This is a genomic window from Paenibacillus gansuensis (genome assembly GCF_042684925.1).
Lineage (GTDB): Bacteria > Bacillota > Bacilli > Paenibacillales > DY6 > Paenibacillus_N > Paenibacillus_N gansuensis.
Genome location: NZ_JBHUME010000007.1, coordinates 567870 through 591532 on the forward strand (window position 1 = coordinate 567870; position 23663 = coordinate 591532).

Below are 23663 nucleotides of genomic sequence, written 5' to 3' on the forward strand. Positions count from 1 at the left end.
ACTATAAAAGCAGGTAATAAATAAACGAGCTGCCCTTGGATTACATCCCATGGAGCAGCTCGTTACCCGTCTTGATTAGGAGGCATCACATTGGCCGGAGGCGAACAGACTAAGAGCGACCCGCAGGATACGGACACATTGCTGCGTCAATTGAATGAACGGTTAAACGGGATCGCGCAAAACATGGAGAAAACCCAAATTGCCGACTATGTGGATTTAATGAACCGCCCCAGGAAACTTATTTTCCGCAATTTACTGGCCGGCGTTTCCAGAGGGGTCGGTTATGGTGTAGGGTTTACGTTTTTTGCAGCTGCTGCCGTCCTTTTCCTAAGGAAATTAGGGGCATTGAATTTGCCGATTATCGGGGATTTTATCGCCGATTTGGTACGTATTGTGCAAGCCCAGCTTGATGGAAGGGTATTTTAGATTTGAAGTTACCGGTAAGGATCTTCGTCTACGTCGTCGTAGCGGTCCGGTTCCAGTAAACCTTCCCCTTCGCGGTTTGCCAAATATTTACGATATTCACGATTCCGGACAACGGTCACTTCATTGCCGTACAAATCCGTGGCAAGGAAGCTTTCAATAGGCTCGACGTATCCTTCATTCTCGTCTGCTTCAATGTACATGCTGTCGTAATCGGATATGAAGTCGCCTTCTTGCATAGCAGGTGAATTAGAACTGCCCCAACTTTCTACAATTTGCCAAGCGTCTTCTCCGTCAAACTGATTCTGTTCGTCTTTGTTGTCATATTCATCAAGGCTAGTCCGTCCGAATGGAGGATTTAACATTTTCTCTTCAATGGGCCGGCGGTCCGAAATATTCGGTTCCGGGACATGTTCTTTGCAGTAAATAGCCGTTGGCATGGCCTCAAGACGGTCATAAGGGATCTCAGCATGGCATAATTGGCAAATGCCGTACGTACCGGATTCCATTGCTTCTAAAGCTTGGTTAACCTGGTACAGTTGGCGCTCGGCGTTTTCATTTAACGCGATATCCTTGGCTCGCTCGAACATTTCCGTTCCAAGGTCACCCGGGTGGTTGTCATAGTTCGACAACTCGCTCGTTTGAACCCGCATGGAATCGCCTAGATTGAAATTTTCATTTATTTCGAAATGCCTCTCCAGCTCCTGCTTCTCATGCATAAGTGATTGTTGCAGCGCGGCGAGCTGTTCCTTGTCCAGTTGCTTCATTCCACAGTTCAACTCCTTACCGGATGGCTTGGAGTTAGTTTGGGCCGAAGTTGTCTTTTTTAGTAGGGGATTCCTTGGTTATGAGGGAAGTTTAAGGTGATCATTTTAAAAGTAAAGGATTGTGGGCTATGCTGCTGTTTTATGGTATTGCACTACTGATATTTGTGGTGGATCAGCTGACCAAACGATGGATTGTCAACAACTTAACCATAGGTGAAAATCTCCACGTCATCCATGATTTTTTCATTATTACTTCGCATCGGAACCGGGGAGCGGCCTTCGGCATTTTACAGGATCAACGATGGTTCTTTATTATTATTACTACGGTCATTTTGGCGGGAATCATATGGTATATGCAAATGGTCATCCGTCAAAGGCAAAGACTGATGCCAACCGCGTTGAGTTTAATTTTGGGCGGCGCTTTGGGGAATTTTATCGATCGTGCGCTTCACGGAGAAGTAGTGGACTTTTTCCAATTTACGTTCGACTTCACCATTTTTGGTAAATCGGTCTACTATGTTTATCCCATCTTTAATGTTGCGGACATGGGCATCGTCATAGGGGTTGGGCTGATCCTGCTGGACAGCTTCTTAACTTGGCGGAGAGAGAAACGAGGGATGGTCAATGACGCACAAGGGTGAAGGTACGCGGGAATTGCAGGAATGGTCCGCTCAGGAACAGGATGCGGGCGAGAGAATCGATAAATTTGTTACGGAATCTTTAGAAGAGGATGTTTCCCGGTCCCAGGTTCAGTTATGGATTAAAGACGGCCATGTCAAGGTAAACGGTAAAGAAGTCAAGCCTAATTACAAAATTGCTCCTGGCGACAATATCGAACTGGATATGCCGGAACCTGCTGCGGTAGAGATCGTTCCTGAAGATATTCCTTTGGAAGTCGTATACGAGGATGCAGACGTTATCGTAATTAACAAACCGCGCGGCCTCGTTGTGCATCCGGCACCGGGACATGCCTCGGGTACGGTTGTAAACGCGCTTATGTACCATTGTAAAGACTTATCCGGCATTAACGGGGAACTGAGGCCCGGGATTGTACACCGTATTGACAAAGATACTTCGGGCTTGATTATGGCTGCCAAAAACGACAAGGCCCACGCCTCCCTGGCCAAACAGCTGAAAGATCATACGGTTACCCGCAAATATGTGGCTATTGTGCATGGAAACATTTCGCACGATCATGGAACAATTGATGCACCGATCGGAAGGGATGCCGGAGACCGGAAAATGTTTGCCGTCACGGAAAAGAACAGCAAGCATGCGGTCACGCATTTCCTCGTCATGGAACGGTTTGGCGATTATACAACGGTAGAGTTAAAGCTGGAGACCGGCCGGACCCATCAAATCAGGGTTCATATGAAGTTTATCGGGCATCCCATCGTGGGGGATCCGATGTACGGCAGGAATAAAGGGATTACTATGAACGGACAGGCTTTGCACGCTGCCCTTTTAGGATTTGTACATCCGCGTTCCGGTGAATACCTGGAGTTTGAAGCTCCGATTCCGGGAGATATGGCGGAAGTGCTTCACCGAATCCGCTCCCGCTAACAAGTGATGCCTTTCATGGACAACCCGTATCGCAAAAGTACAAATGTTTCTCCAAAAAATCCATTCCATGAAGGCTTGTTATCGTTCATATTGAAGGTTGAAGAAAGCTTACTTATATCTTGTTGAAACAACTATTTTATCCGTTACTACGATTAAGGGAGAGCTGCACTCATGAGTGAAGAAACTTATATCCAGCAACTATTCGCAGACCGCATCGGCGGAGCTAATTACGGTAAAGGAACGGCCATCTACAAGTTTGAAAAAATCAAACGTGCGAAAGCAGCGGCTAAGAAAGAGCATCCGAATGTAGAATTAATCGATATGGGTGTAGGCGAACCGGACGAAATGGCCGATGCGGGAATCGTCGCTAAATTGGCTGAAGAAGCTTCCAAGCCGGAGAACCGCGGCTATGCCGACAACGGCATTGCTGAGTTCAAGCAAGCGGCTGCGGAATATCTTAAGAATGTATTTAATGTGGAAGGCATTGATGCTGAGACGGAAATTCTGCATTCCATCGGCTCTAAGCCGGCGCTGGCTATGCTTCCGTCCTGCTTTATCAACCCGGGTGATGTAACGATTATGACCGTGCCGGGTTACCCTGTTTTGGGCACCCACACGAAATACCTCGGCGGAGAGGTATACAATGTTCAGCTTACAAAAGAAAATAACTTCCTGCCCGATCTGGATGCGATTCCTGCGGACATTGCGAAGCGCGCTAAGCTTCTTTACCTGAATTATCCAAACAACCCTACGGGTGCAAGCGCTACTCCGGAATTTTTTGAGAAGGTTGTAGCTTTTGCAAAGAAGAACGACATTGTTGTAGTCCATGACGCACCTTACGCTGCTTTGACCTACGACGGTTTGAAACCGCTCAGCTTCCTGTCTGTTCCTGGCGCAAAAGAAGTCGGTGTGGAACTGCATTCTCTATCTAAATCCTACAACATGACCGGCTGGAGAATCGGTTTTGTAGCCGGTAATCCTCTTGTAGTGAAAGCGTTCGGAGATGTCAAGGATAACAACGATTCCGGACAGTTCATTGCGATTCAGAAAGCTGCGGCATGGGGCTTGCAGCATCCTGAGATTACGGAAAAAATCGCTGAGAAATACTCCAGAAGACATGATATGCTGGTAGCCGCTCTGAATGAAGTCGGCTTTACTGCATCGAAACCGAAAGGCTCTTTTTTCCTGTATGTGGAAGCGCCGAAGGGCATTAAAGGCGGACAGCGGTTTGAAACTGCAGAAGATTTCTCCCAGTTTCTGATTCGCGAGAAACTGATCTCCACTGTGCCTTGGGACGATGCAGGCCATTTCGTCCGTTTCTCCGTAACGTTTATTGCAAACGGCGAAGAGCAGGAGAAGCTGGTCATTGATGAAATCAAGCGCCGGTTGACCGACGTTGAATTTGAATTTTAATCCGCTTTAGGCTTGACTTCTTTTGTCGAAAATGCAATAATCCTCTTAGTTGAATAGAACCTTTAAATACAGTCCCGAGAGGCTGGCAAGGTTACGTTAAGAGGTCGGATCCCAGCGGATTCGTGCGCATGCGTGCGTACGGCATCTGCCTACATGATCCATGACTCTCTATGGGTGTACGAACGTAAACCCCCTTGCTTACGGGCAAGGGGGTTTTTTTGTACCCTGTAACCGGCAAAGGTTCGCTTCGCCTAGAATGCAAAGGGAGAGATCCGAAATGGCTGACCAGCAGCATGTGATTATGGATGAAACGGCAATCCGCCGGGCATTAACCCGGATTGCGCACGAAATACTGGAGCGCAACAAAGGGGTTGAAGATTGTGTCTTGGTTGGCATCCGTACACGGGGAGCATTTCTTGCCAGACGGCTGGCCGAGCGGATCCGCGAAATTGAAGACACTCCGATTTCGGTCGGAGAGCTGGACGTCACTTCCTATCGGGACGATCTGGAGGACAAGGATCCCGGAACTCACACTGGAGCGCCTGTTGCGGATATACCGTTCCCGACGCGAGGCAAGCGAATCATACTGATAGACGATGTGCTCTACACAGGCAGAACGATCCGCGCCGCCATGGATGCATTGATGGATCTGGGCAGACCGCAGTCGATACAGCTGGCGGTTCTCGTAGACCGGGGACACCGGGAGCTGCCGATTCGGCCGGATTATATCGGAAAGAACGTGCCTACTTCCAAACTTGAGCAGATCGAAGTTACGCTCACGGAAATTGACAGCGAGGATCAGGTAGTCATTTTTCAGCAAAGGGGATAAACACCGATGAACGGAACAGCGATGAAAGTAAAATCCAGAAGCCTGTTGGGACTCAGAAATCTGGACAGCGAAGAAATAGTTTCAATACTGGACAGAGCTGCCTACTGGGAAGCCTTTCCGACAAAACAGACGGATGTGCTGAACGGAACATTTATTGCAAATATGTTTTTTGAGAACAGCACCAGAACGCGCTTCTCTTTTGAAATGGCCCAAAAGAGACTGGGAGCCCAAGTCATGAACTTTGCCGCAGCTGCTTCCAGCGTGCAAAAGGGCGAATCCATTTACGACACGGTACGCACCTTAGAGTCGACCGGGGTGGATGCAGGTGTCATTCGGCTTAAGCCGATTGGTGTCCTAGCGGAACTTGCGGAAACTATCAAGATGCCGCTGATTAATGCAGGGGACGGCAACAACGAGCATCCGACACAGGCGCTTCTTGATCTTTACACGATGCGCAAGCATTTTGGAGAGATTCGCGGACTGACGGTCTCCATCATCGGCGATATCAATCACAGCCGTGTAGCCCGCTCTAATCTATGGGCTCTGACGAAGCTCGGTGCCAAGGTTCAGTTTTGCGCTCCGGACAGCATGAAGGCGCCGGATTTAGAAGGTTACGCACCTTACGTTCCTATGGAAGAAGCAATCCGGGCGGACGTGGTGATGATGTTGAGAGTCCAGCTGGAACGCCATGAGCAAGGGCTTATGGGCCAAGCGGAAGAGTACCGCGAAGGATATGGACTCACCGTTGAAAGAATGAGGCGGATGGCGGATCACGCCATTATCATGCACCCAGCTCCGGTAAACCGGGATGTAGAAATCGACAGCGTTCTGGTGGAGCATGAAAAGTCCAAAATTTTTGAACAGATGAGCAACGGGGTTCCGATCCGGATGGCGGTTGTGGAACGTGCTCTTAGCTGAGGAGTCAATCTGCTAATAGAGTCAAAGAATAATAATAGAAGTGAGCATGCGGGGAGGACGTTATGTCGACTTGGATATTGAACGGAACTACAGTGAATTTGGAGACGAACGCACAAGAGAAGAAGCATCTGTATGTTGAGGACGGAGTTATTTCCAAGATCATTTCTGCGGCAGAAGGGCTGCCCGATACCGGGAACGCTCAGGTGATTGACGCCGAGGGGAAACTCGTATCCGCGGGATTCATCGATATGCATGTGCATTTAAGAGAGCCGGGTTTTGAATACAAAGAAACGATCGCAACCGGTGCTATGTCTGCTGCCAAAGGCGGTTTTACAGCGATCGCCTGCATGCCGAATACGAAGCCGGTGATCGGGACGACTGAAGTCATTGCTTCCGTATTAGCCAAGGCGGAAGAAGCGGGTGCGGCTAGGGTGCTGCCTTACGCTGCAATTACGGTGAACCAGCTGGGCCGGGAACTGAACGATTTCACAGCACTGAAGGAAGCCGGAGCAATCGGGTTTACGGATGACGGGGTAGGCGTACAAAGCGCCCAAATGATGAAGGACGCGATGAAGCTTGCGGCTTCGATGAATATGCCCGTAATCGCGCACTGTGAAGATGAAACTCTGGTGGTAGGAGCGCCTGTTGCGGAAGGAGCTTTTGCGGAAAGGCATGGGCTTAAAGGGATTCCGAACGAATCCGAAGCGATTCATGTGGGGCGCGATATTTTGCTGGCGGAAGCAACCGGGGTTCATTACCACGTCTGCCATGTAAGCACAGAGCAATCAGTGCGCTTGATCCGGCAGGCCAAACAGCTGGGCATTAAAGTAACGGCTGAGGTGTGCCCGCACCATCTGCTTCTCGCGGATGAAGATATCCCGGGGCTGGATGCGAACTGGAAAATGAATCCGCCTCTGCGCTCCCGAAGAGATGTCGATGCGATGATTGAGGCTCTTGCGGACGGAACGATCGATATGGTTGTAACGGACCACGCCCCGCATAGTGCTGAAGAAAAGGCGAAGGGAATGCAGCTGGCTCCTTTCGGGATCGTAGGGTTTGAAACAGCCTTCCCTCTCTTGTATACGAAGTTTGTGGTTACGGGACAGTGGACGCTGGCATTTCTTCTAGATAAAATGACCGCTGCTCCCGCAAATGTGTTTGGATTGCCTTGGGGCAAGCTCGAGGTTGGAGCTGCGGCGGACTTGACTATCGTTGATCTCGAGTCGGAACGGCAGGTTGATCCTGAAACTTTTGTCAGCAAAGGCAGAAATACTCCATTTACGGGCTGGAACCTAAAAGGCTGGCCAACGCATACCTTAGTGGCAGGAAAATTAGTCTGGGCTGAATAACGGGATGTAAACGCCTAATGAACATAACGAAGTTAAACAATGAAGCAGGGGTGACCAGGATGAAGCAGGCAAGATTGGTTTTGGAAGACGGAACAATGTTTACGGGCACTTCGTTCGGAAGTGAAGGGGCCTCGGTCGGCGAGGTGGTATTCAACACAGGAATTACAGGGTACCAGGAAGTATTGTCGGACCCTTCCTACTGCGGACAAATCGTTACGATGACATTCCCGCTGATCGGTAATTACGGTATTACCCGGGATGATTTTGAATCGATCCGTCCCTTTGTACACGGCTTTGTAGTCCGGGAGCATGAAGAAGTGCCAAGCAACTGGCGTGCGCAGCTTTCCGTAAGCGAACTTCTCAAAGAGTACGGCATTATCGGTATCAGCGGAATTGATACGCGGATGCTTACCAGAATCATCCGTAATCACGGTGCCATGAAAGGAATTCTGACGACTGGTTCCCAGTCCCAAGCGGAACTTCTGGAAATGATGGCTGCTTCGAAGTTGATGACGGATCAGGTCAGCCGAGTGTCTACCCGCAACGTAATTCATGTGCCGGGAGACCGCGAGCGGGTCGTGCTTGTTGACTTTGGCTCCAAGAGCGGAATTTTGCGAGAGTTAACGAAGCGCGGCTGTGATGTAGTAGTGGTACCGCACGATACAACCGCAGACGAAATCCGCAAGCTGAACCCTGACGGCATTCAATTATCTAACGGTCCTGGAGACCCGAAGGATGTGCTGCATGCAGCCAATATGATCAAGGAACTGCTTGGCGAAGTGCCGATCTTCGGTATCTGCCTGGGACACCAGCTGTTCGCGCTGGCTTGCGGAGCAGACACAGAGAAGTTGAAATTCGGTCATAGAGGCGGGAACCATCCGGTTAAAGATCTGGCTTCCGGCCGCTGCTACATCACCTCCCAGAACCACGGCTACACAGTGAATGAAGCTTCGATCGGCTCGACGGAACTGGAAGTTACACATATCAATAACAACGATAAGACCATTGAAGGTCTGAAGCATAAGAAATACCCGGCTTTCTCGGTTCAATACCATCCGGAAGCGGCTCCGGGACCATTCGATTCGAGCTACTTGTTTGACCAGTTCGTGGATATGATCCGTGAGCATAAGCTCAACAACCCGCTGCCTCCGCGTCAGGCGCAGATTGCAGCACGAGCGGCAGCAGCCGCTAAAGCAGCCCCGAAAGGAGAATTCGCATATGCCCAAAAATAATGAACTCAAAAAAATTCTCGTGATTGGATCCGGTCCAATCGTCATCGGACAGGCTGCGGAATTTGACTATGCCGGTACGCAGGCTTGCCAGGCTTTGAAAGAAGAAGGAATGGAAGTCGTACTGATTAACAGCAACCCGGCCACAATTATGACCGACACCAACATGGCTGATAAAGTGTATATCGAGCCGATTACATTAGATTATGTAACGCAAATTATCCGCCAAGAGCGTCCGGACGGCTTGCTCCCAACGCTAGGCGGACAAACGGGTTTGAATATGGCAGTGGAACTCGCACGTGCAGGCGTACTGGAGCGGGAGAATGTAAAGCTGCTGGGCACACAGCTGACTGCCATTGAAAAAGCGGAAGACCGCGATCTGTTTCGCGACCTGATGAGAGAACTTGAACAGCCTGTACCTGAAAGCGTGATCGTGACGACAGTACAGGAAGCTGTGGACTTTGCCAACGAGATTGGCTATCCGATTATCGTCCGTCCTGCCTACACATTAGGCGGTACAGGCGGCGGAATTTGCGCCACGGAAGAAGAGCTGCTGGAAACGGTAGCCTCCGGTATCCGCTACAGCCCGATCGGACAATGTCTGATCGAGCGCAGCATTGCGGGCATGAAAGAAGTCGAGTACGAAGTCATGCGCGATGCGAACGATAACTGTATCGTGGTCTGCAACATGGAAAACTTCGATCCTGTAGGGGTTCACACAGGGGATTCCATCGTTGTTGCGCCTAGCCAGACGTTATCCGACCGGGAATATCAAATGCTTCGCTCCGCGTCGCTGAAAATTATCCGTGCCCTGAACATCGAAGGCGGTTGTAACGTTCAATACGCACTGGACCCGCACAGCTACCAGTACTATGTCATAGAAGTAAACCCGCGGGTGAGCCGTTCTTCCGCGCTGGCATCCAAAGCAACCGGTTATCCGATTGCCAAGATGGCCGCCAAAATTGCGATCGGCTACACGCTGGATGAAATCATCAACCCGGTCACAGGCCAGACCTATGCATGCTTTGAGCCTACGCTGGATTACATCGTAACAAAAATTCCGCGCTGGCCGTTCGATAAATTCACATCTGCCAACCGGAAACTGGGTACACAGATGAAAGCGACCGGAGAAGTCATGGCGATCGGCCGCACGTTTGAAGAATCGATCCAAAAAGCTGTGCGCTCGCTTGAAGTAGGCGTCCACCGCCTGTTCCTGAAAGGAGCGGATGAGCTGGATGATGAAACGCTGCGCGCGAGACTGGTTAAGCCGGATGATGAGCGGATGTTCCTCATTGCTGAAGCATATCGCCGCGGTCTCTCCCTGCAGGAAATTCAGGATCTGACCAACATTGATTGGTGGTTCCTACACAAAATCGAGAAGCTGATTACATTTGAGGATCAACTTCGCACTCAACAGGAGCTGACGGCAGAACTGCTTTACCAGGCTAAGCGTTTTGGGTTCACTGACCGGGCTGTAGCGGAACTGCGCCGGGAAGGCAATCTTAGCGGCCTAACAGACGAAAATGAAGTGCGCAGCCTGCGCTTAAGCAACGGCCTGAAACCGGTTTACAAAATGGTCGATACCTGCGCTGCTGAATTTGAAGCGACAACGCCATATTATTATTCCACTTACGAAACCGAGAACGAAGTTTCATCCAGCACCAAAGAGAAAGTGGTTGTACTAGGGTCCGGTCCGATCCGGATCGGGCAGGGTATCGAGTTCGACTACTCTACCGTACACGCGGTATGGGCGATTCAGGATGCGGGCTACGAAGCGGTCATTATCAACAATAACCCGGAAACCGTATCTACGGACTTTAACACTTCGGACCGTCTATACTTCGAACCGCTCTTCTTTGAAGATGTGATGAACGTCATCGAGCAGGAGAATCCGATCGGGGTGATCGTACAGTTCGGAGGCCAAACCGCGATCAACTTGGCTGCACCGCTTGCTAAAGCAGGCGTACGCATTCTCGGAACTTCGCTGGAAAGCATCGATGCTGCGGAAGACCGCAAAAAGTTTGAAGCCATGCTCAGTAGCTTGAAGATCGCACAGCCGCAAGGCAGCACTGTAACGTCTGTTAATGAGGCTGTCGGCGTTGCATCTAAGCTGGGTTACCCGGTACTGGTCAGACCGTCCTACGTACTTGGCGGCCGCGCCATGGAGATCGTGTACTCCGACGAAGAACTGCTGAGCTACATGGAATACGCAGTAAAAATCAATCCGGAGCACCCGGTACTGATCGACCGCTATATGCTGGGCAAGGAAGTGGAAGTCGACGCCATCTGCGACCAGGAGACCGTATTGATTCCAGGCATCATGGAACATGTAGAGCGTGCTGGGGTTCACTCAGGAGACTCGATCGCCGTATATCCGCCGCAATCCCTGTCAGCTGAAATTAAGCAGCAAATCGTAGATATCACAACCCGGATAGCGCTTGAGCTGAAAGTAGTCGGATTAGTGAATATCCAGTATGTCATCTTTAAAGATCAAGTGTATGTAATCGAAGTGAACCCGCGCTCTTCCCGGACAGTTCCGTTCCTAAGCAAAGTAACGAACATTCCGATGGCGAATGTGGCGACGAAGTTGATTATGGGCCAAAAGCTGGCTGAACTTGGCTATGAGGGCGGACTTTGGAGAGAAGACGAGTTCGTCTCGGTGAAAGTGCCGGTGTTCTCCTTTGCCAAGCTGCGCAGAGTAGACACAACACTGGGCCCTGAGATGAAATCGACTGGCGAAGTTATGGGCCGTGATGTAAATTACGCCAAAGCTCTCTATAAAGGGTTGATCGGTTCCGGTATGAAAATTCCGCCGACAGGCAACATCGTAGCAACGGTGGCCGATAAAGACAAAGAAGAGGCGATTGAAATTTTCCGCGGCTTCTCCAGCCTGGGATACAAAATCGTAGCTACCGGCGGAACGGCCGACGCTTTCGAGCAAGCCGGCCTGATTGTTACCCGGGTGCATAAGCTGAGCGAAGGGTCCCCTAACATTTTGGATCTGATCCGCAAAGGGGAAGCCCACTTCGTAGTAAATACGCTGACCAAAGGCAAAACGCCGGAGCGTGACGGGTTTAGAATCCGCCGCGAAGCGGTTGAGAACGGAATTGTCTGCATGACGTCGCTGGATACGGTGAAAGCTTTGCTGACGATGCTTCAGGCGATCAACTTCTCATCCAGGCCGATGCCGGTTCTATAAGATAGGGATAACTTTTCGAGCTATAAAGGAGGAACGCTGCATGACAACTTTATCCCAGACAGCAGGGCGAATCATGGTGGCGCTGGATTATCCCGGCGCCGATGACGCCAGGAAGCTTCTCCGGGAGCTGGCCGGCATCCCCTGTTATATGAAAGTGGGGATGCAGCTGTTTTACTCCGCGGGTCCTGCTTTCGTAAGAGAGCTGAAACAAGAAGGATATAAAGTGTTCCTGGATGTAAAAATGCATGACATTCCGAACACAGTCAAAGGCGGAACGGCCAGCGTAACAAAGCTTGGTGTAGACATGTTCAATGTCCATTGTGCAGGCGGCGGATCGATGATGAAGGCGGCACTTGAAGGGGTAGAAGAGGCCTTAGCATCCGACTCTTCCCTGACCCGGCCGGTCGTGATCGGAGTAACGCAGCTTACAAGCACAAGCCGAGAAATGCTGAATACAGAGATCGGCATTGCCGGTACAGTGGAGGACAGTGTGCTGCGGTATGCGCAGCTGGCACAAGCTTCAGGTTTGGATGGAGTTGTAGCATCCCCTTTGGAAGTGACAAAGATAAAAGAGGTTTGCGGAACGGACTTCAAGACGGTGACGCCGGGCATTCGTCCGGCGGGATCCGCCTTAGCAGACCAGACTAGGGTACTTACACCAGCGGAGGCGTTCGCCCAGGGGACAGATTATATCGTCATCGGGAGGCCGATTACCGGTTCTGATCATCCGCGAAGCGCGCTTGAAACCATTATTGAAGGGATTGAAGCTTATGAGCACAACTGAAACTGTAATGGAGCAAATGCCTTCCAGAATTGCGAGGCATCTGCTGGAGATCGGAGCGGTGGCGCTCCGTCCGAAGCAGCCTTTCACCTGGACATCGGGCATTCAATCCCCGATCTATTGCGATAACCGTTTAACGATGTCCCATCCGGCTGTAAGAGAGCAAATTGCCGATGGATTTGCAGTACTGATCCGCAGCTTGTTTCCCGACGCTAATGTCATTGCAGGCACGGCAACTGCAGGTATTCCGCACGCAGCGTGGGTTGCTCAGAAGCTGAATCTTCCAATGATCTACGTACGGGATAAAGCTAAGGGCCACGGTAAAGAGAACTTGATCGAGGGGACTGTCCAGCCTGGACAGAAGGTTGTCATTATTGAGGACCTGATCTCCACGGGAGGAAGCTCACTGAAAGCGGCTCAGGCGGTGAAGGACGCAGGAGCGGAAGCGCTCTGTGTGATGGCTATTTTCACATACCAGCTGCAAAAGGCAGCCGAGGCGTTCGAAAGCGCAGGGGTGGCTCTTCATACACTTTCCAATTACACAGCATTAACCGAAGTAGCGGTTGATACCGGAAAGATTGCCCCGGAAGACATCAAGCTTCTTCAGGATTGGCGCGAGAATCCGGCTGCTTTCGGCCGGAATTAAACGGAAATAGGACAGGGGAAAGATCCCCTGTCCTTTCTTTATGCCGCTTTGTGTTCTATGTTCGCGTCAGCAAACAGAAATTCGGGCGAATAGGAAGCACATCGTTACACCGATGCAGCCAGGTACCCGCTATCCCTTTTCATTTTCAGCCGGGCGCGGTGAATCGCAGTCTTAATGGTCGATTCCGAACAATCCAACCGCTCGGCGATTTCCCTGTAGGATAATTCCTCATACGCAAGCAGCAGTAAAATTTGGCGGTCCCGCGGCTTAAGGCGTTCCAGCTGCCGATGAAGCTCTTCTTCCCATTCATTATGTATGCAGCATTGCTCCGGATGCGCGGTTTCGGGACAAGCCGGTTCGGGCGCAAGATCGAACGGAGAGCAGTTACGCTTTTGTTTCTTGCGGTAATGATCTACAAATACGCGATAGGAAGTTTGAAAAAGCCATGATTTGATGCTTTTGCCCTGTACACTGCTTCCGCTTTGGTAGAAACGCAGGAAAGTATCCTGCATCAAATCGGACGCTTCGTGATGGTTGCGGGTTAAGCGGTACATAAAATGGTACACTGTCAATTTGTATTGTGCGTATACATGTTGGAATTCCTCAACTGCGCTCTGTGGGTACATCCGGTTTTCCTCTTTCTTCTTCTCACAAGATTTCTTAATGATATTATGTAAAATTATACATCAAAAGAGGTTACAATTCGGTAAATTTTTGTAAAATAGTTCCAAAGTCCCCTTATATTAAAGTGTTATCCCGAAAAATTCAACTTATCTCTACGGAATTCCTTTGTAAAAAAACTTTCCTCTGTTCGTAACTTTTTACTTTTTTGGTACGTCTAACTGGATAAATAGAGAAATGCAGAAGGGGGCGGATACAGATGGGATTCTTTCGAAAACAACGGATTCCAGATCAGGCAATACATAATACAGCTGTCTCAGATGAGCCGCCCGCTGCGGGACCGTCCGGAGTTGTGGAAGACATGCTTGGTTCCGCCTCTTTGGAAGGGGTAACTGACGTCGTCGGGGAAGAAGAACTGTTGGTTGTGCGCGGTGTACACCGATCCTTTCAGACCGGATCGCGTAAGATCGATGTGCTCAAGGGTATCGATATGGAACTCCGCTCCGGGCAGCTTATTATGCTGCGGGGCCGCTCAGGCTCGGGAAAGACGACGCTGCTGAATATGCTCGGAGGCTTGGACCAGCCTTCCAAAGGTGAGATTTACTTCCGAAACCGCCCGTTCCATCAATGGGGCGATGATCAGAGAACGAGTGTCCGCCGTAAGGAAATGGGCTTTATTTTTCAAGCGTTTGCCCTAATGCCGCTGCTCTCTGCTTGGGAAAACGTGGAGCTGGCGCTGCGCATGGCGGATATCCCCCGTACGGAGTGGAAAGAAAGAGTACAGCATTGCCTGGAGCTTGTAGGGCTGGGTAAGCGGATGCACCACAGACCTTTCGAATTGTCCGGAGGAGAACAGCAGCGTGTAGCGATCGCCAAGGCAATTGCCCACAGGCCGGCGCTGCTCCTCGCTGATGAACCCACCGCTGAGCTCGATTCCCAGATGGGAGCGCAAGTGATGAATGTGTTTCAGAATATTATCAAAACCGAAAAAGTTTCAATTTGTATGACTACACATGATCCTACGATTTTGGAGGTTGCCGACCGTGTCTATGAAATGGTGGACGGTAGATTCGTCACTAACTAAACCCCGTGCTTTACACAGGCCGATTTTGGCTGTCTTATTATGTGCGGCCGTACTAAGCGCAACAGGCTGCTCATTACTGCCTAAAGAGGACGAAGAAGAAGTCCTGCCTGTCATTAATCCCCCCAAAATATCGCAGAAGCCGGTTTACACCGTCCGTTCGGAAACCATTGAGAATACCGTCCGCGGAAGCGGGAAGCTGATGTCTATGCAGGAGGAGCCTCTCTTTTTTACGGAGAACGACAAACGTTTGAAAGAGTTGTATGTCCGTCCTATGGATGTTGTTAAGAAAGGCCAGGTTATCGCGGTACTGGATGTCGAGGACTTGAAGAAGCAGCTTAGGGACGCAAAGCTTCAGTTCCGTAAAGATGAATTAGCTATGAAGGAAACGCTTCGCAAGAAAGATGAAATGGATCCGCTGGAATTTGAGGGCCAGATGATCTCATTCGAAGAGAAGAAACAGGCTATCGCCGATCAGCAGGAGGCGATCGGTAAAGCGGTGCTGACGGCCCCTTACAGCGGCACGATTGTCTCTGTTCCGGTTCAGAAAGGTGCGGTTGTGAAAGCATACGATCCGATTGCTGTCATAGCGGATTTATCCCAGCTTACCGTTGCCGCCAAAATCAGCAAAGATGATTTGGAAAAAGTGGCGATCGGCATGAAGGCTACAGTCGATATTAATGCCGCCGGCAAACACACCGGAGTAGTGAAACAGCTTCCTGTCATAACGGATGATAATGAGAACGGCGGCGGAGGTTTGCCTGGGGAAGGAGGAGGCGCCGGCGAACAGAAGGATTCCATTGAGAATTATCTGGTCGTGAAGCTGGATAAAATGCCGGCCAACCTAGGACGTAATACGCCGTTGTCCGTGTCTATCGTAGTAGACCGTAAAGAAAATGCGATTTTAATCCCTTTATCGGCACTCCGTACGATCGGCGGACGTACTTATGTTATTGTTTCCGACGAACAAGGGAAACGGGAAGTGGATGTTGAAGTTGGTCAACGTACTTCGACGGATGCGGAAATCGTTAAAGGACTCCAGCCGGGGCAGAAAGTGGTAGGTAACTGATATGGGAATTCCGCTGCTCCGGTTTTTGTTCCGCAAAATGTGGAACACCCGCTGGCTTACGGCCAGCACTCTGCTCGGCCTACTGGTAGCCGTAGCGTTTTCCACGAGTATTCCGATGTATGCGGACGGTGCGCTCAAACGTGTAATAACGGCTTCCCTGGCTGATAACAGCACCGGGCTGCCAGCCGGATCTCTTCAAATGAGATACCAGGCGACAGGCGGCACCGACACAGATCTTAAGTCCCTTCAGGAAGTGAACGGTTATATTGAAAAGGAAATTCCGGAAAGTATCGGATTTCCTTTCCGGACTTATGTCCGAAACCTCTCCATACGCAGCTCAAAGCTGGTTCCGGCGGACCCGGACAAAGTGGATGCTAGCATCAGCCGCAAAATGTCCATCTCCAGCCTGAGCGGTCTTGTAAACCATGCTGAATTTACTAAAGGAAAAGAGCCGGCTGATAACTCCGTGAATGGAATGATTGAAGCCGCCGTTCTGGAGGAGGCCTTATACCGGAACGACCTGCATGTAGGTGACGTATTCGAATACGATCTACCCGGACCCGCAGATCCTGTTCAAGTGAAAATCACCGGCGCCTTTAAGCCGAAAGAGGACAATGACCCTTATTGGTATCAAGGACTGGAAGGGTATATGAATGCTCTGATCATAAGCGATCAGGTTCTGATGGGTGAACTCCTGCAAACTAGGAAAGTTCCGCTGAATATCGCGAACTGGTATTATGCGTTCGATTTAAGGGACATTCAAACCAGTCAGCTCTCTCCGCTGGCCGGCAAGTTGGACCGCTTAAATATTGAGTTATACCAACGGTTGAAAGACACCAAAGTGGATATCTCCTTTATCGATCTGCTTGGAGAATTCAGGCGGCAAAGCCTGCAGCTGCAGACCTTGCTGTTCACATTAGCTGCTCCTATGCTGGCTATGGTGTTTTATTATATTGCAATGAACGCGAGGCAGTCACTGGATAAACAGAAGAGTGACATTGCTGTGTTAAGGAGCCGCGGAAGCAGTACATGGCAGGTCATATGGATCTATCTGCTGGAAGGGCTTATTCTTGGGGCAGTTGCTCTTGCGATTGGACCGTTTATCGGCTGGTTTCTGGCGAAAAGCATTGGATCAGCGAGCGGGTTTCTCACTTTCGTAGATCGAAAATCAATTCCGGTTGGAGTCTCCTCAGACGCTCTGATTGCCGGGGCATTGGCTGTCTTGCTGGCTGTGCTGGCCAGTGTCATTCCAGCCGTACTTTATGCCCGGCAATCTATCGTAGATTACAAAAAAAGCTTGGCAAGGTCCGACCAGAAACCTTACTGGCAGCGATGGTTTCTTGATCTTGTTTTGGCTGGGCTGGCAGGTTACGGCTGGTATCTATTTAACGAGAGGCAATTTTTAGCGGTAAAAACCGGATTAACAACAGATCAGCTTGAGGTACAGCCGTTTCTATTCTTCGTGCCGGCACTGTCCATCTTCGCGCTGGGACTGGTGTTTCTCCGTATTTTCCCTTGGCTGTTAAAGGTTTTGAACTGGATTGGCAAAAGGGTATTCCCGGTTCCGGTATACCTGACCTTAACTCAGCTGTCCAGATCATCTAAAGCATATTACCCGCTAATGCTCCTTCTGATACTCACACTTGGATTGGGCGTTTATAATTCTTCGGCTGCCCGTACGATTGATCTGAATTCAACGGAGCGCACTTTATACCAATACGGTTCCGATGTAACGATCCAAACCGTGTGGGAAGGTTATGCCGACGTAACGCCGGGGCAAGGCGGCGGACAGGGTTCAGGAAACGGCGGAGGAACCGGAGGCGGCGGTAACGGTGGAAGCGGTGGAAATCCGGGAGGTAACCCGGGAGGCAGCCCGGGCAGTCCGGGCGGAGGGAATGAGCCTCCCCGGAAGATCGTATATAACGAACCGCCGTTTGAAGTGTTCCGAACACTGGACGGGGTGGAAGCCGCCGCAAGGGTTCTGAAAACGAAAGGCAGCGTCAATGTTTCCGGAAGAACGATTGGGCAAGGGATTGTTATGGGGATCGATAACGTGGACTTCGCTAAAGTAGCGTGGTTCCGTGACGATTTATTCCCGGTGCATCCGTTTAAGTACCTTAACGTGTTGGGCTCTTACGAACATGCTGTCATAATTTCTTCAAACGTAGCAGAGAAAAATCAATTAAAGCCAGGGGATACAATTTCGATTGCAATGAACCAGATCCCTGTCGATTTCGTAATCGTAGCGGTGCTTCCTTACTGGCCTACCCAGTATCCGGAACAGACGCCGTTCTATATTGCAAATTTGGACTATATTTACGACCAAGTACCTAAGATTCCTTATGAGGTATGGTTGAAAATGAAGCCCGACGCTAAAGTAGCTCCTTTGATAACAAAGCTGCAGGAGAAGGGAATTGATCTGGCTACCGTCAAAGATGTAAGATCCGAGCTGATCGTTCAAGGGAAGCATCCTACCCGCGGGGGTGTGTTCGGCATTCTTAGTTTAGGGTTCCTTGTTTCCGTGCTGGTTTCATTAATCGGATATATCCTTTACTGGTTTTTCAATCTTTCCGGCAGGGTTGTTCAATTCGGTGTTCTCCGGGCTATGGGGCTTTCCCGAAGGCAGTTAACAGGGATGCTTCTGCTGGAACAAGTGTTCACAGCAGGACTCTCCATAGGTCTTGGAATCGGTATAGGTAAACTTACAAGCCTCCTGTTTCTTCCGTTCCTGCAGACGACGCAAAACACACAAACGCAGGTTCCCCCGTTCCGTGTCATATTCGAATCCAAGGATACGATGCAGCTATACATCGTTATAGCAGTTATGATGGTGACAGGGGCTGCACTCCTGTTCCTGCAAGTTCGCAGGCTTCGGGTACACCAGGCAGTGAAGCTGGGAGAGGAGCGGTAAGAAATGATTCATTGTGAAGGCCTAGTAAAAATCTATAAGACGGAAGACTTGGAGGTTGTAGCCCTGCAAGGACTGAACATTTCCGTGAAACCAGGCGAAATGATGGCAATAATCGGAAACAGCGGCAGCGGGAAATCAACCTTGCTTAATATTCTCGGAGGCCTGGACCGCCCTTCCGCCGGCCAGGTACGGGTCGGCGAATGGGATCTTCTGAAAATTACGGATGATCAACTTGTAGAATATAAACGTAAAACGGTTGGCTTCATTTGGCAGAACAATGCGAGGAATCTGCTTCCTTATTTGTCGGCTTTGGAGAATGTGGAAATGCCGATGATGCTCGGAGGCAAACATGATAAAGCTTATGCCAAGCAGTTATTGGAATGGGTGGGCCTGAAGGAGCGGATGCATAACAAGCTTCAGCAGTTGTCCGGCGGAGAACAACAGCGGGTAGCGATTGCCATTTCACTTGCCAATAGGCCAAATCTTCTTCTTGCGGATGAACCGACCGGTTCGGTCGATACACAGACATCCGATATGATCATGGATATTTTTCGAAGATTAAACCGCGATATTGGCATTACCATCGTAATTGTTACGCATGATCTGTCGCTGGCGGATAAGGTGGACCGAGTCGTAGCGATTAGGGATGGATTAACAAGTACCGAGTTTATCAAGCGCAATCCGAATTTAATTCCGGATGGAGGTGAAGAGGGGGGAGGCGGGTTCCAGCCGCTGCACCGTGTACATGAAGAGTATGTGGTCGTGGACCGCGTAGGCAGGCTGCAAATACCGCGTGACTATTTAAGCGCTTTGAACATTAAGGATAAAGCCTCAATGGAGTTTGACGGAGAGAAAATTATTATTAAAGCACCTATTCAGTTGGAGGGGAAGACAAATGAGCAGTAAACAGAAACTAAAGAAATCATTTGTAGCCGGCTTGGCCTTATCCTTAGTTCTACCGGTACTCGCAGCATGCAATAACAATAGCGAAGCGAAGGACAATGAGCAGCGAGTGCTGCGGATCGCCACGATGTTTGGCGGCGGAGGCGATGATCAATGGCTTCGCCAGCAGTACACGGAGATATATGAATATACCCACCCTAATATTACCATCGAGATCATTCCGGCAGTGGAACAAAGCATGTACGGATATGAACAGCAGCCGAAAGAGGGAGAAAAGCCTAAAGATCCGATCGAGGAAATGAAAAAGAAAATGACCGGTCCGAACCCTCCGGATGTCGTGCTGGTTGATTATCAGCAGCTGCAGTCTTTCATCGATGATAACATGCTGACACAGTTGGATCCTATGATGACGGAGGATAAGTTTGATCCGTCGGAATTGGTTCCAGCCGTTTACGACGGTCTCAAAAAGTTGGGGGACGATAAGCTCTATGCCTTGGCGCCGACCTTCTCCTCCTCAGCATTGTTCTATAACAAAGCTTTATTTACGGCAGCAGGGGTAGAACCGCCTGCAGACGGCATGACTTGGGACGATCTGTTCAATAAGGCCCGTCAATTGAAAAGCGGAACAGGAGAAAATGCAAAATACGGTTTTTCCTTTAACAATTACAGCGGATCTGATCCTTTTTACGATATGATGGCGTATACGGCACCGCTTCAGTTGTCCATGTTTGACGAGAAGGCCGAGAAGATGACGGTAGATACGGATAAATGGGAACAAGTATGGACTACGATATCTCAAATCTATAATGAGAAGATCATGCCTGAAATGCAAGATCCGGGCAAGCCGATGCCGATGGATTCCAAACAGGCATATAATCCGTTCCAAGGCGACAATTTTATGTCAGGCAAAGTCGCTATGACCATAGCTAACTATGGATATATCAATCAATTGATTGATGCCAGCAAAAATGCATCTAAAGTAGAAGGTTTTACGCCTCCCGACTGGGATGTTGTCACCGTACCTGTTCACCCTGAACAGCCGACAGTAGGCGGGAATATTTGGATGAACAGCGTAATGGGAATTAATGCAAAGGCCCAGAACGTGAAGGATGCATGGGATCTGATCAAATTTATTAACGGTGAAGATTGGGCGAAACTGAAGTCCCGCAGCAGTTATGAACTTGTATCCCGCACTAAATACAACAAACCTAAAGATGGTTATAACTATAATATCGCTGCATTTTACAAACTGACTCCGGTTCCGACTCAGGATAATTTAAGCAAGCTTTATCAACAGATGCCTAACCTGTACCGTGTTCAGGAGATTGGACGGAACAAGTTCCAGGAAGTGATTAAAGGAAAGAAAAAAGTCCGCGATGCCCTGAAAGAATGGAACACAGAAGGGAACGCGATGCTCCAGGAGATTAAGAAGAATCCTTCTGCCCCGATCGGGGGGGACGTAGGCGGAGCGGTGTACAGCAAGTAATGCAGGTCTGAATAAGGTGCCGTTTTCAACGGCACCTTATTTTTGCTTCACGGCGAAGAAAGGATTCTCGAATGAAACGGCGAATGCATACGGTGAAGTGATTGATTTACATGGGAGGGACATACAGTGAAATTAGCTAAAAGCGATACTTGGGTTTTGATTGGCGATTCCATCACGGACTGCGGCAGAAAGCACCCGCAAGGTGAGGGCTTGTTTGATGGTATAGGGAAAGGATATGCGGCGCTTGCGGAAGGTTTGATCCATTCCTTTTATCCCGAGCTAGGAATACGAATGATCAATATGGGTTCAAGCGGCCATACAATCAAAGATTTGAAAGGACGTTGGGAGACGGACGTAATACAGTTAAAACCGGATTGGGTGTCCATCCTGATCGGAATCAATGATGTATGGCGCCAATTTGATCAGCCTTTGATTAAGGAATCACATGTATACATAGATGAATACGAATCTACCCTCCGGTCATTGGTTGGGCGAACTTCCTCGCAGGTGAAAGGGATCGTGCTGATGGCCCCATTTTATTTGGAGCCTAATAAAGAGGATGCGATGCGTGCTATGATGGACCGGTATGGAAAAGCAGTAAAGAATATTGCTGAAGAATACGGAGCTTTATATGTTGATACTCAGGCATATATGGATCGCTTAATGGAACATATTTATCCCGCCACTTTAGCCTGGGACCGGGTTCATCCTAATTTTACTGGGCATATGACAATTGCCCGAGCGCTGCTGGATGTTCTGGATTTTGACTGGGCACTGAGGAAAGCAAATGTTTAGACCGACTTGTTCGGTCTTTTTTTATATATCTTCCATTCAGGGAAGGCTTTATTTTGCGGGAACATGGGTAATCTATAGATAAATAAGGCAGCGGACCCTGCTGCATAAATGAAGTTGTAAAGGAGCAGGATCATCATGAATTGGGTCTATTGGGGCCGGTTATACGAAACGAAATTCCAGGCAGGCTGTTTAGCGAAACGAATGGAGAATGACTGGTGGATTTACGGGTACGAATGTCCGCGGGAAATTGAAGTATTCCGTTCACGTAAAGGAAGATTCGGTGTCCGTTATACGCATCAGACGTAAATCTGTTATCCCTTTTGTTAAAAAAAGATTGACTTATGGCTCTCGAATAGTGTATATTATTAGTTGTCGCTGTTCGAAATAATGCAAACTCTGACGCGGGGTGGAGCAGCTCGGTAGCTCGTCGGGCTCATAACCCGAAGGCCGCAGGTTCAAATCCTGCCCCCGCAATACTATTGCATAAGGGCCCTTAGCTCAGTTGGTTAGAGCGGTCGGCTCATAACCGATTGGTCGGGGGTTCGAGTCCCTCAGGGCCCACCATAAGTATGATACGGTGAGCAACAAATACATAAACAAGAAAGCCCTCTGAGTAACCTCAGAGGGCTTTCTTTCTGTTTTATGAAGCTTGCTTCATTTGAATTCCAGGAGGCTTTGTTCCTTCCGAATCAGGTGAAAGGACAGCTTTATAAACAGAAGGGATGTAAGTTACTGTTTTCGCTTCGGTAATTACTTGAGGATACATTTTATCGGGATCGGGGCTCATAACCTTATAGGAAATGACTGCTGTGTCTTCAGTATAGGCAACCTTCGTAATTACAATCCCATATCCAGGGTTTGGGAGTTGAGCGGTTAAGATCACTTTTGTAATATCCTGATTTACGGCCGTAGTTGTAAGTTGTACTTGAGTATTGGTGTCCTCTCCGGGAGGCTGCGGTTGAATCGGTTGGGAGGCCCTCAGGAAGCGGTTTGCATTGTAAGACATGACAGCCGCATCTGAACGGATCAAGAGTTGCTTCGGACGGAACTTGTTGTTGGAATCCAAGGAAGCAATTTTGGCAATCAGCACATGTTGGATGCTGTCCATATAAGTTTTGGTCACCTGATCTTCGTCTTTTATGATCACAAACATTTCGGGGTAGGCAAAATCCCCTCTCGCAGTAATGGCTTTGAACAAATAGTGGGCAAACTGCTCCCTTGTCATGTTGGTGGACGGATCGATGTCTTTAGGAAGGTCGAGGCCGTTACATGCTGCAATAATAAAAAACTGCGAGTACCAAGCCTGGTCCGGTACCTTCGGGAAATAGTCGCTTGCTTTCGGAGCTTTGAAAAAACGCAGATTGTCAATATGGATCCCGGTGGATTTAACGATCATGGCAACTCCTTGAGCAAAGGAAACTTTCTCTTTGGAACCGAAGCGATCTTTTGATACCCCGGTTAGTATTTTTTCTTTTACCAAAGTTTCAATCTTGCTCCCGTCTTCGTTGGATTGCACATCCGAGAAAGCTGAAACTGTAGTGCCCGCCATCAGAAACACAGCAAGCATTAGGAACAGTAAACCAGCTTTTTTCATATTCATGAATCTCACCTCAACAGTAGTAGTTTGATAATCACTTCCATAGACGGGGAAGCAGAAAGAAAGGTTGCGGGATAATAACT

Annotated in this window: 21 protein-coding genes and 2 tRNA genes; 20 read left to right on the forward strand and 3 right to left on the reverse strand. The window is 49.3% G+C overall.

Going from position 1 to position 23663, the window contains the following annotated elements:
• Nucleotides 1-90: 90 nt before the first annotated feature.
• The gene (locus tag ACFSUF_RS10370; protein ID WP_377602645.1) at nucleotides 91-426 is read left to right on the forward strand and encodes a DUF5665 domain-containing protein; all 336 of its coding nucleotides are present in this window, start codon (nucleotides 91-93) and stop codon (nucleotides 424-426) included.
• Nucleotides 427-434: 8 nt separating this feature from the next.
• On the opposite strand, the gene ACFSUF_RS10375 is transcribed toward ACFSUF_RS10370, so the two are convergent.
• Nucleotides 435-1190 carry a TraR/DksA C4-type zinc finger protein gene (locus tag ACFSUF_RS10375; protein ID WP_377602646.1) on the reverse strand — a complete coding sequence of 252 codons (756 nt, stop codon included), beginning with the start codon at nucleotides 1188-1190 and terminating at the stop codon, nucleotides 435-437.
• A 131-nt stretch (nucleotides 1191-1321) separates the two neighbouring features.
• On the opposite strand from ACFSUF_RS10375, the gene lspA reads away from it, so the two are divergent.
• The 10 genes from lspA (at nucleotide 1322) to pyrE (ending at nucleotide 13117) form a co-directional block, all read left to right on the forward strand.
• On the forward strand, nucleotides 1322-1831 hold the full coding sequence (gene lspA / locus ACFSUF_RS10380) for a signal peptidase II (protein WP_377603148.1): 510 nt from the start codon (nucleotides 1322-1324) through the stop codon (nucleotides 1829-1831).
• Complete coding sequence (locus ACFSUF_RS10385; RefSeq protein ID WP_377602647.1) at nucleotides 1815-2753, forward strand: RluA family pseudouridine synthase; 939 nt, start codon at nucleotides 1815-1817, stop codon at nucleotides 2751-2753. The genes lspA and ACFSUF_RS10385 overlap by 17 nt, the downstream gene beginning before the upstream one ends.
• Nucleotides 2754-2924: 171 nt before the next feature.
• Nucleotides 2925-4166, forward strand: coding sequence for an LL-diaminopimelate aminotransferase (locus ACFSUF_RS10390; RefSeq protein WP_377602648.1), 1242 nt, complete (start codon nucleotides 2925-2927; stop codon nucleotides 4164-4166).
• 277 nt (nucleotides 4167-4443) lie between these two features.
• Nucleotides 4444-4995 (forward strand): bifunctional pyr operon transcriptional regulator/uracil phosphoribosyltransferase PyrR, encoded by a 552-nt coding sequence (gene pyrR, locus ACFSUF_RS10395; protein WP_377602650.1) that lies wholly within the window; start codon nucleotides 4444-4446, stop codon nucleotides 4993-4995.
• A gap of 21 nt (nucleotides 4996-5016) precedes the next feature.
• Nucleotides 5017-5913, forward strand: coding sequence for an aspartate carbamoyltransferase catalytic subunit (locus ACFSUF_RS10400; protein WP_377603149.1), 897 nt, complete (start codon nucleotides 5017-5019; stop codon nucleotides 5911-5913).
• 62 nt (nucleotides 5914-5975) lie between these two features.
• Nucleotides 5976-7262, forward strand: coding sequence for a dihydroorotase (locus ACFSUF_RS10405; RefSeq protein ID WP_377602651.1), 1287 nt, complete (start codon nucleotides 5976-5978; stop codon nucleotides 7260-7262).
• 17 nt (nucleotides 7263-7279) lie between these two features.
• Complete coding sequence (gene carA, locus ACFSUF_RS10410) at nucleotides 7280-8494, forward strand: glutamine-hydrolyzing carbamoyl-phosphate synthase small subunit (RefSeq protein WP_377602652.1); 1215 nt, start codon at nucleotides 7280-7282, stop codon at nucleotides 8492-8494.
• The gene (carB, locus tag ACFSUF_RS10415) at nucleotides 8481-11690 is read left to right on the forward strand and encodes a carbamoyl-phosphate synthase large subunit (protein WP_377602653.1); all 3210 of its coding nucleotides are present in this window, start codon (nucleotides 8481-8483) and stop codon (nucleotides 11688-11690) included. Before carA ends, carB begins: the two co-directional genes overlap by 14 nt.
• A 40-nt stretch (nucleotides 11691-11730) precedes the next feature.
• Complete coding sequence (gene pyrF, locus ACFSUF_RS10420) at nucleotides 11731-12474, forward strand: orotidine-5'-phosphate decarboxylase (RefSeq protein ID WP_377602654.1); 744 nt, start codon at nucleotides 11731-11733, stop codon at nucleotides 12472-12474.
• Nucleotides 12461-13117, forward strand: a complete 657-nt coding sequence (gene pyrE, locus ACFSUF_RS10425) for an orotate phosphoribosyltransferase (protein WP_377602655.1) — start codon at nucleotides 12461-12463, stop codon at nucleotides 13115-13117. Before pyrF ends, pyrE begins: the two co-directional genes overlap by 14 nt.
• Nucleotides 13118-13221: 104 nt before the next feature.
• Here the strand turns inward: pyrE and ACFSUF_RS10430 are convergent, their stop codons facing one another.
• A complete protein-coding gene (locus ACFSUF_RS10430) occupies nucleotides 13222-13743 on the reverse strand; it encodes an RNA polymerase sigma factor (protein WP_377602656.1) in 522 nt (173 codons plus the stop codon).
• Between the two features lie 356 nt (nucleotides 13744-14099).
• On the opposite strand from ACFSUF_RS10430, the gene ACFSUF_RS10435 reads away from it, so the two are divergent.
• The 9 genes from ACFSUF_RS10435 (at nucleotide 14100) to ACFSUF_RS10475 (ending at nucleotide 22547) form a co-directional block, all read left to right on the forward strand.
• Entirely contained in the window at nucleotides 14100-14822 is a 723-nt protein-coding gene (locus ACFSUF_RS10435; protein ID WP_377603150.1) for an ABC transporter ATP-binding protein, read from the forward strand.
• Entirely contained in the window at nucleotides 14788-15888 is a 1101-nt protein-coding gene (locus tag ACFSUF_RS10440) for an efflux RND transporter periplasmic adaptor subunit (protein WP_377603151.1), read from the forward strand. The genes ACFSUF_RS10435 and ACFSUF_RS10440 overlap by 35 nt, the downstream gene beginning before the upstream one ends.
• A gap of 1 nt (nucleotide 15889) precedes the next feature.
• Complete coding sequence (locus tag ACFSUF_RS10445; RefSeq protein ID WP_377602657.1) at nucleotides 15890-18799, forward strand: ABC transporter permease; 2910 nt, start codon at nucleotides 15890-15892, stop codon at nucleotides 18797-18799.
• Nucleotides 18800-18802: 3 nt separating this feature from the next.
• A complete protein-coding gene (locus ACFSUF_RS10450; RefSeq protein ID WP_377602658.1) occupies nucleotides 18803-19705 on the forward strand; it encodes an ABC transporter ATP-binding protein in 903 nt (300 codons plus the stop codon).
• Nucleotides 19695-21188, forward strand: coding sequence for an ABC transporter substrate-binding protein (locus ACFSUF_RS10455; protein WP_377602660.1), 1494 nt, complete (start codon nucleotides 19695-19697; stop codon nucleotides 21186-21188). Before ACFSUF_RS10450 ends, ACFSUF_RS10455 begins: the two co-directional genes overlap by 11 nt.
• 126 nt (nucleotides 21189-21314) lie before the next feature.
• Entirely contained in the window at nucleotides 21315-21983 is a 669-nt protein-coding gene (locus tag ACFSUF_RS10460; RefSeq protein ID WP_377602662.1) for an SGNH/GDSL hydrolase family protein, read from the forward strand.
• Nucleotides 21984-22118: 135 nt separating this feature from the next.
• Complete coding sequence (locus ACFSUF_RS10465) at nucleotides 22119-22289, forward strand: hypothetical protein (protein ID WP_377602664.1); 171 nt, start codon at nucleotides 22119-22121, stop codon at nucleotides 22287-22289.
• A 94-nt stretch (nucleotides 22290-22383) separates the two neighbouring features.
• Nucleotides 22384-22457 (forward strand) — tRNA-Met (locus ACFSUF_RS10470).
• Between the two features lie 13 nt (nucleotides 22458-22470).
• Nucleotides 22471-22547 (forward strand) — tRNA-Ile (locus tag ACFSUF_RS10475).
• Nucleotides 22548-22623: 76 nt separating this feature from the next.
• On the opposite strand, the gene ACFSUF_RS10480 is transcribed toward ACFSUF_RS10475, so the two are convergent.
• The gene (locus ACFSUF_RS10480) at nucleotides 22624-23583 is read right to left on the reverse strand and encodes a protease complex subunit PrcB family protein (RefSeq protein WP_377602666.1); all 960 of its coding nucleotides are present in this window, start codon (nucleotides 23581-23583) and stop codon (nucleotides 22624-22626) included.
• Between the last annotated feature and the right edge of the window lie 80 nt (nucleotides 23584-23663).

Coding starts and splice junctions, on each gene's coding strand:
- ACFSUF_RS10445 (WP_377602657.1), top strand. CDS start 15,890: ATGGGAATTCCGCTGCTCCGGTTTTTGTTCCGCAAAATGTGGAACACC.
- ACFSUF_RS10375 (WP_377602646.1), bottom strand. CDS start 1,190: ATGAAGCAACTGGACAAGGAACAGCTCGCCGCGCTGCAACAATCACTT.
- pyrE (WP_377602655.1), top strand. CDS start 12,461: ATGAGCACAACTGAAACTGTAATGGAGCAAATGCCTTCCAGAATTGCG.
- ACFSUF_RS10480 (WP_377602666.1), bottom strand. CDS start 23,583: ATGAATATGAAAAAAGCTGGTTTACTGTTCCTAATGCTTGCTGTGTTT.
- ACFSUF_RS10465 (WP_377602664.1), top strand. CDS start 22,119: ATGAATTGGGTCTATTGGGGCCGGTTATACGAAACGAAATTCCAGGCA.
- ACFSUF_RS10450 (WP_377602658.1), top strand. CDS start 18,803: ATGATTCATTGTGAAGGCCTAGTAAAAATCTATAAGACGGAAGACTTG.
- pyrR (WP_377602650.1), top strand. CDS start 4,444: ATGGCTGACCAGCAGCATGTGATTATGGATGAAACGGCAATCCGCCGG.
- carA (WP_377602652.1), top strand. CDS start 7,280: ATGAACATAACGAAGTTAAACAATGAAGCAGGGGTGACCAGGATGAAG.
- ACFSUF_RS10385 (WP_377602647.1), top strand. CDS start 1,815: ATGACGCACAAGGGTGAAGGTACGCGGGAATTGCAGGAATGGTCCGCT.
- ACFSUF_RS10440 (WP_377603151.1), top strand. CDS start 14,788: ATGAAATGGTGGACGGTAGATTCGTCACTAACTAAACCCCGTGCTTTA.
- ACFSUF_RS10455 (WP_377602660.1), top strand. CDS start 19,695: ATGAGCAGTAAACAGAAACTAAAGAAATCATTTGTAGCCGGCTTGGCC.
- ACFSUF_RS10400 (WP_377603149.1), top strand. CDS start 5,017: ATGAAAGTAAAATCCAGAAGCCTGTTGGGACTCAGAAATCTGGACAGC.
- pyrF (WP_377602654.1), top strand. CDS start 11,731: ATGACAACTTTATCCCAGACAGCAGGGCGAATCATGGTGGCGCTGGAT.
- ACFSUF_RS10405 (WP_377602651.1), top strand. CDS start 5,976: ATGTCGACTTGGATATTGAACGGAACTACAGTGAATTTGGAGACGAAC.
- carB (WP_377602653.1), top strand. CDS start 8,481: ATGCCCAAAAATAATGAACTCAAAAAAATTCTCGTGATTGGATCCGGT.
- ACFSUF_RS10435 (WP_377603150.1), top strand. CDS start 14,100: ATGCTTGGTTCCGCCTCTTTGGAAGGGGTAACTGACGTCGTCGGGGAA.
- ACFSUF_RS10430 (WP_377602656.1), bottom strand. CDS start 13,743: ATGTACCCACAGAGCGCAGTTGAGGAATTCCAACATGTATACGCACAA.
- ACFSUF_RS10390 (WP_377602648.1), top strand. CDS start 2,925: ATGAGTGAAGAAACTTATATCCAGCAACTATTCGCAGACCGCATCGGC.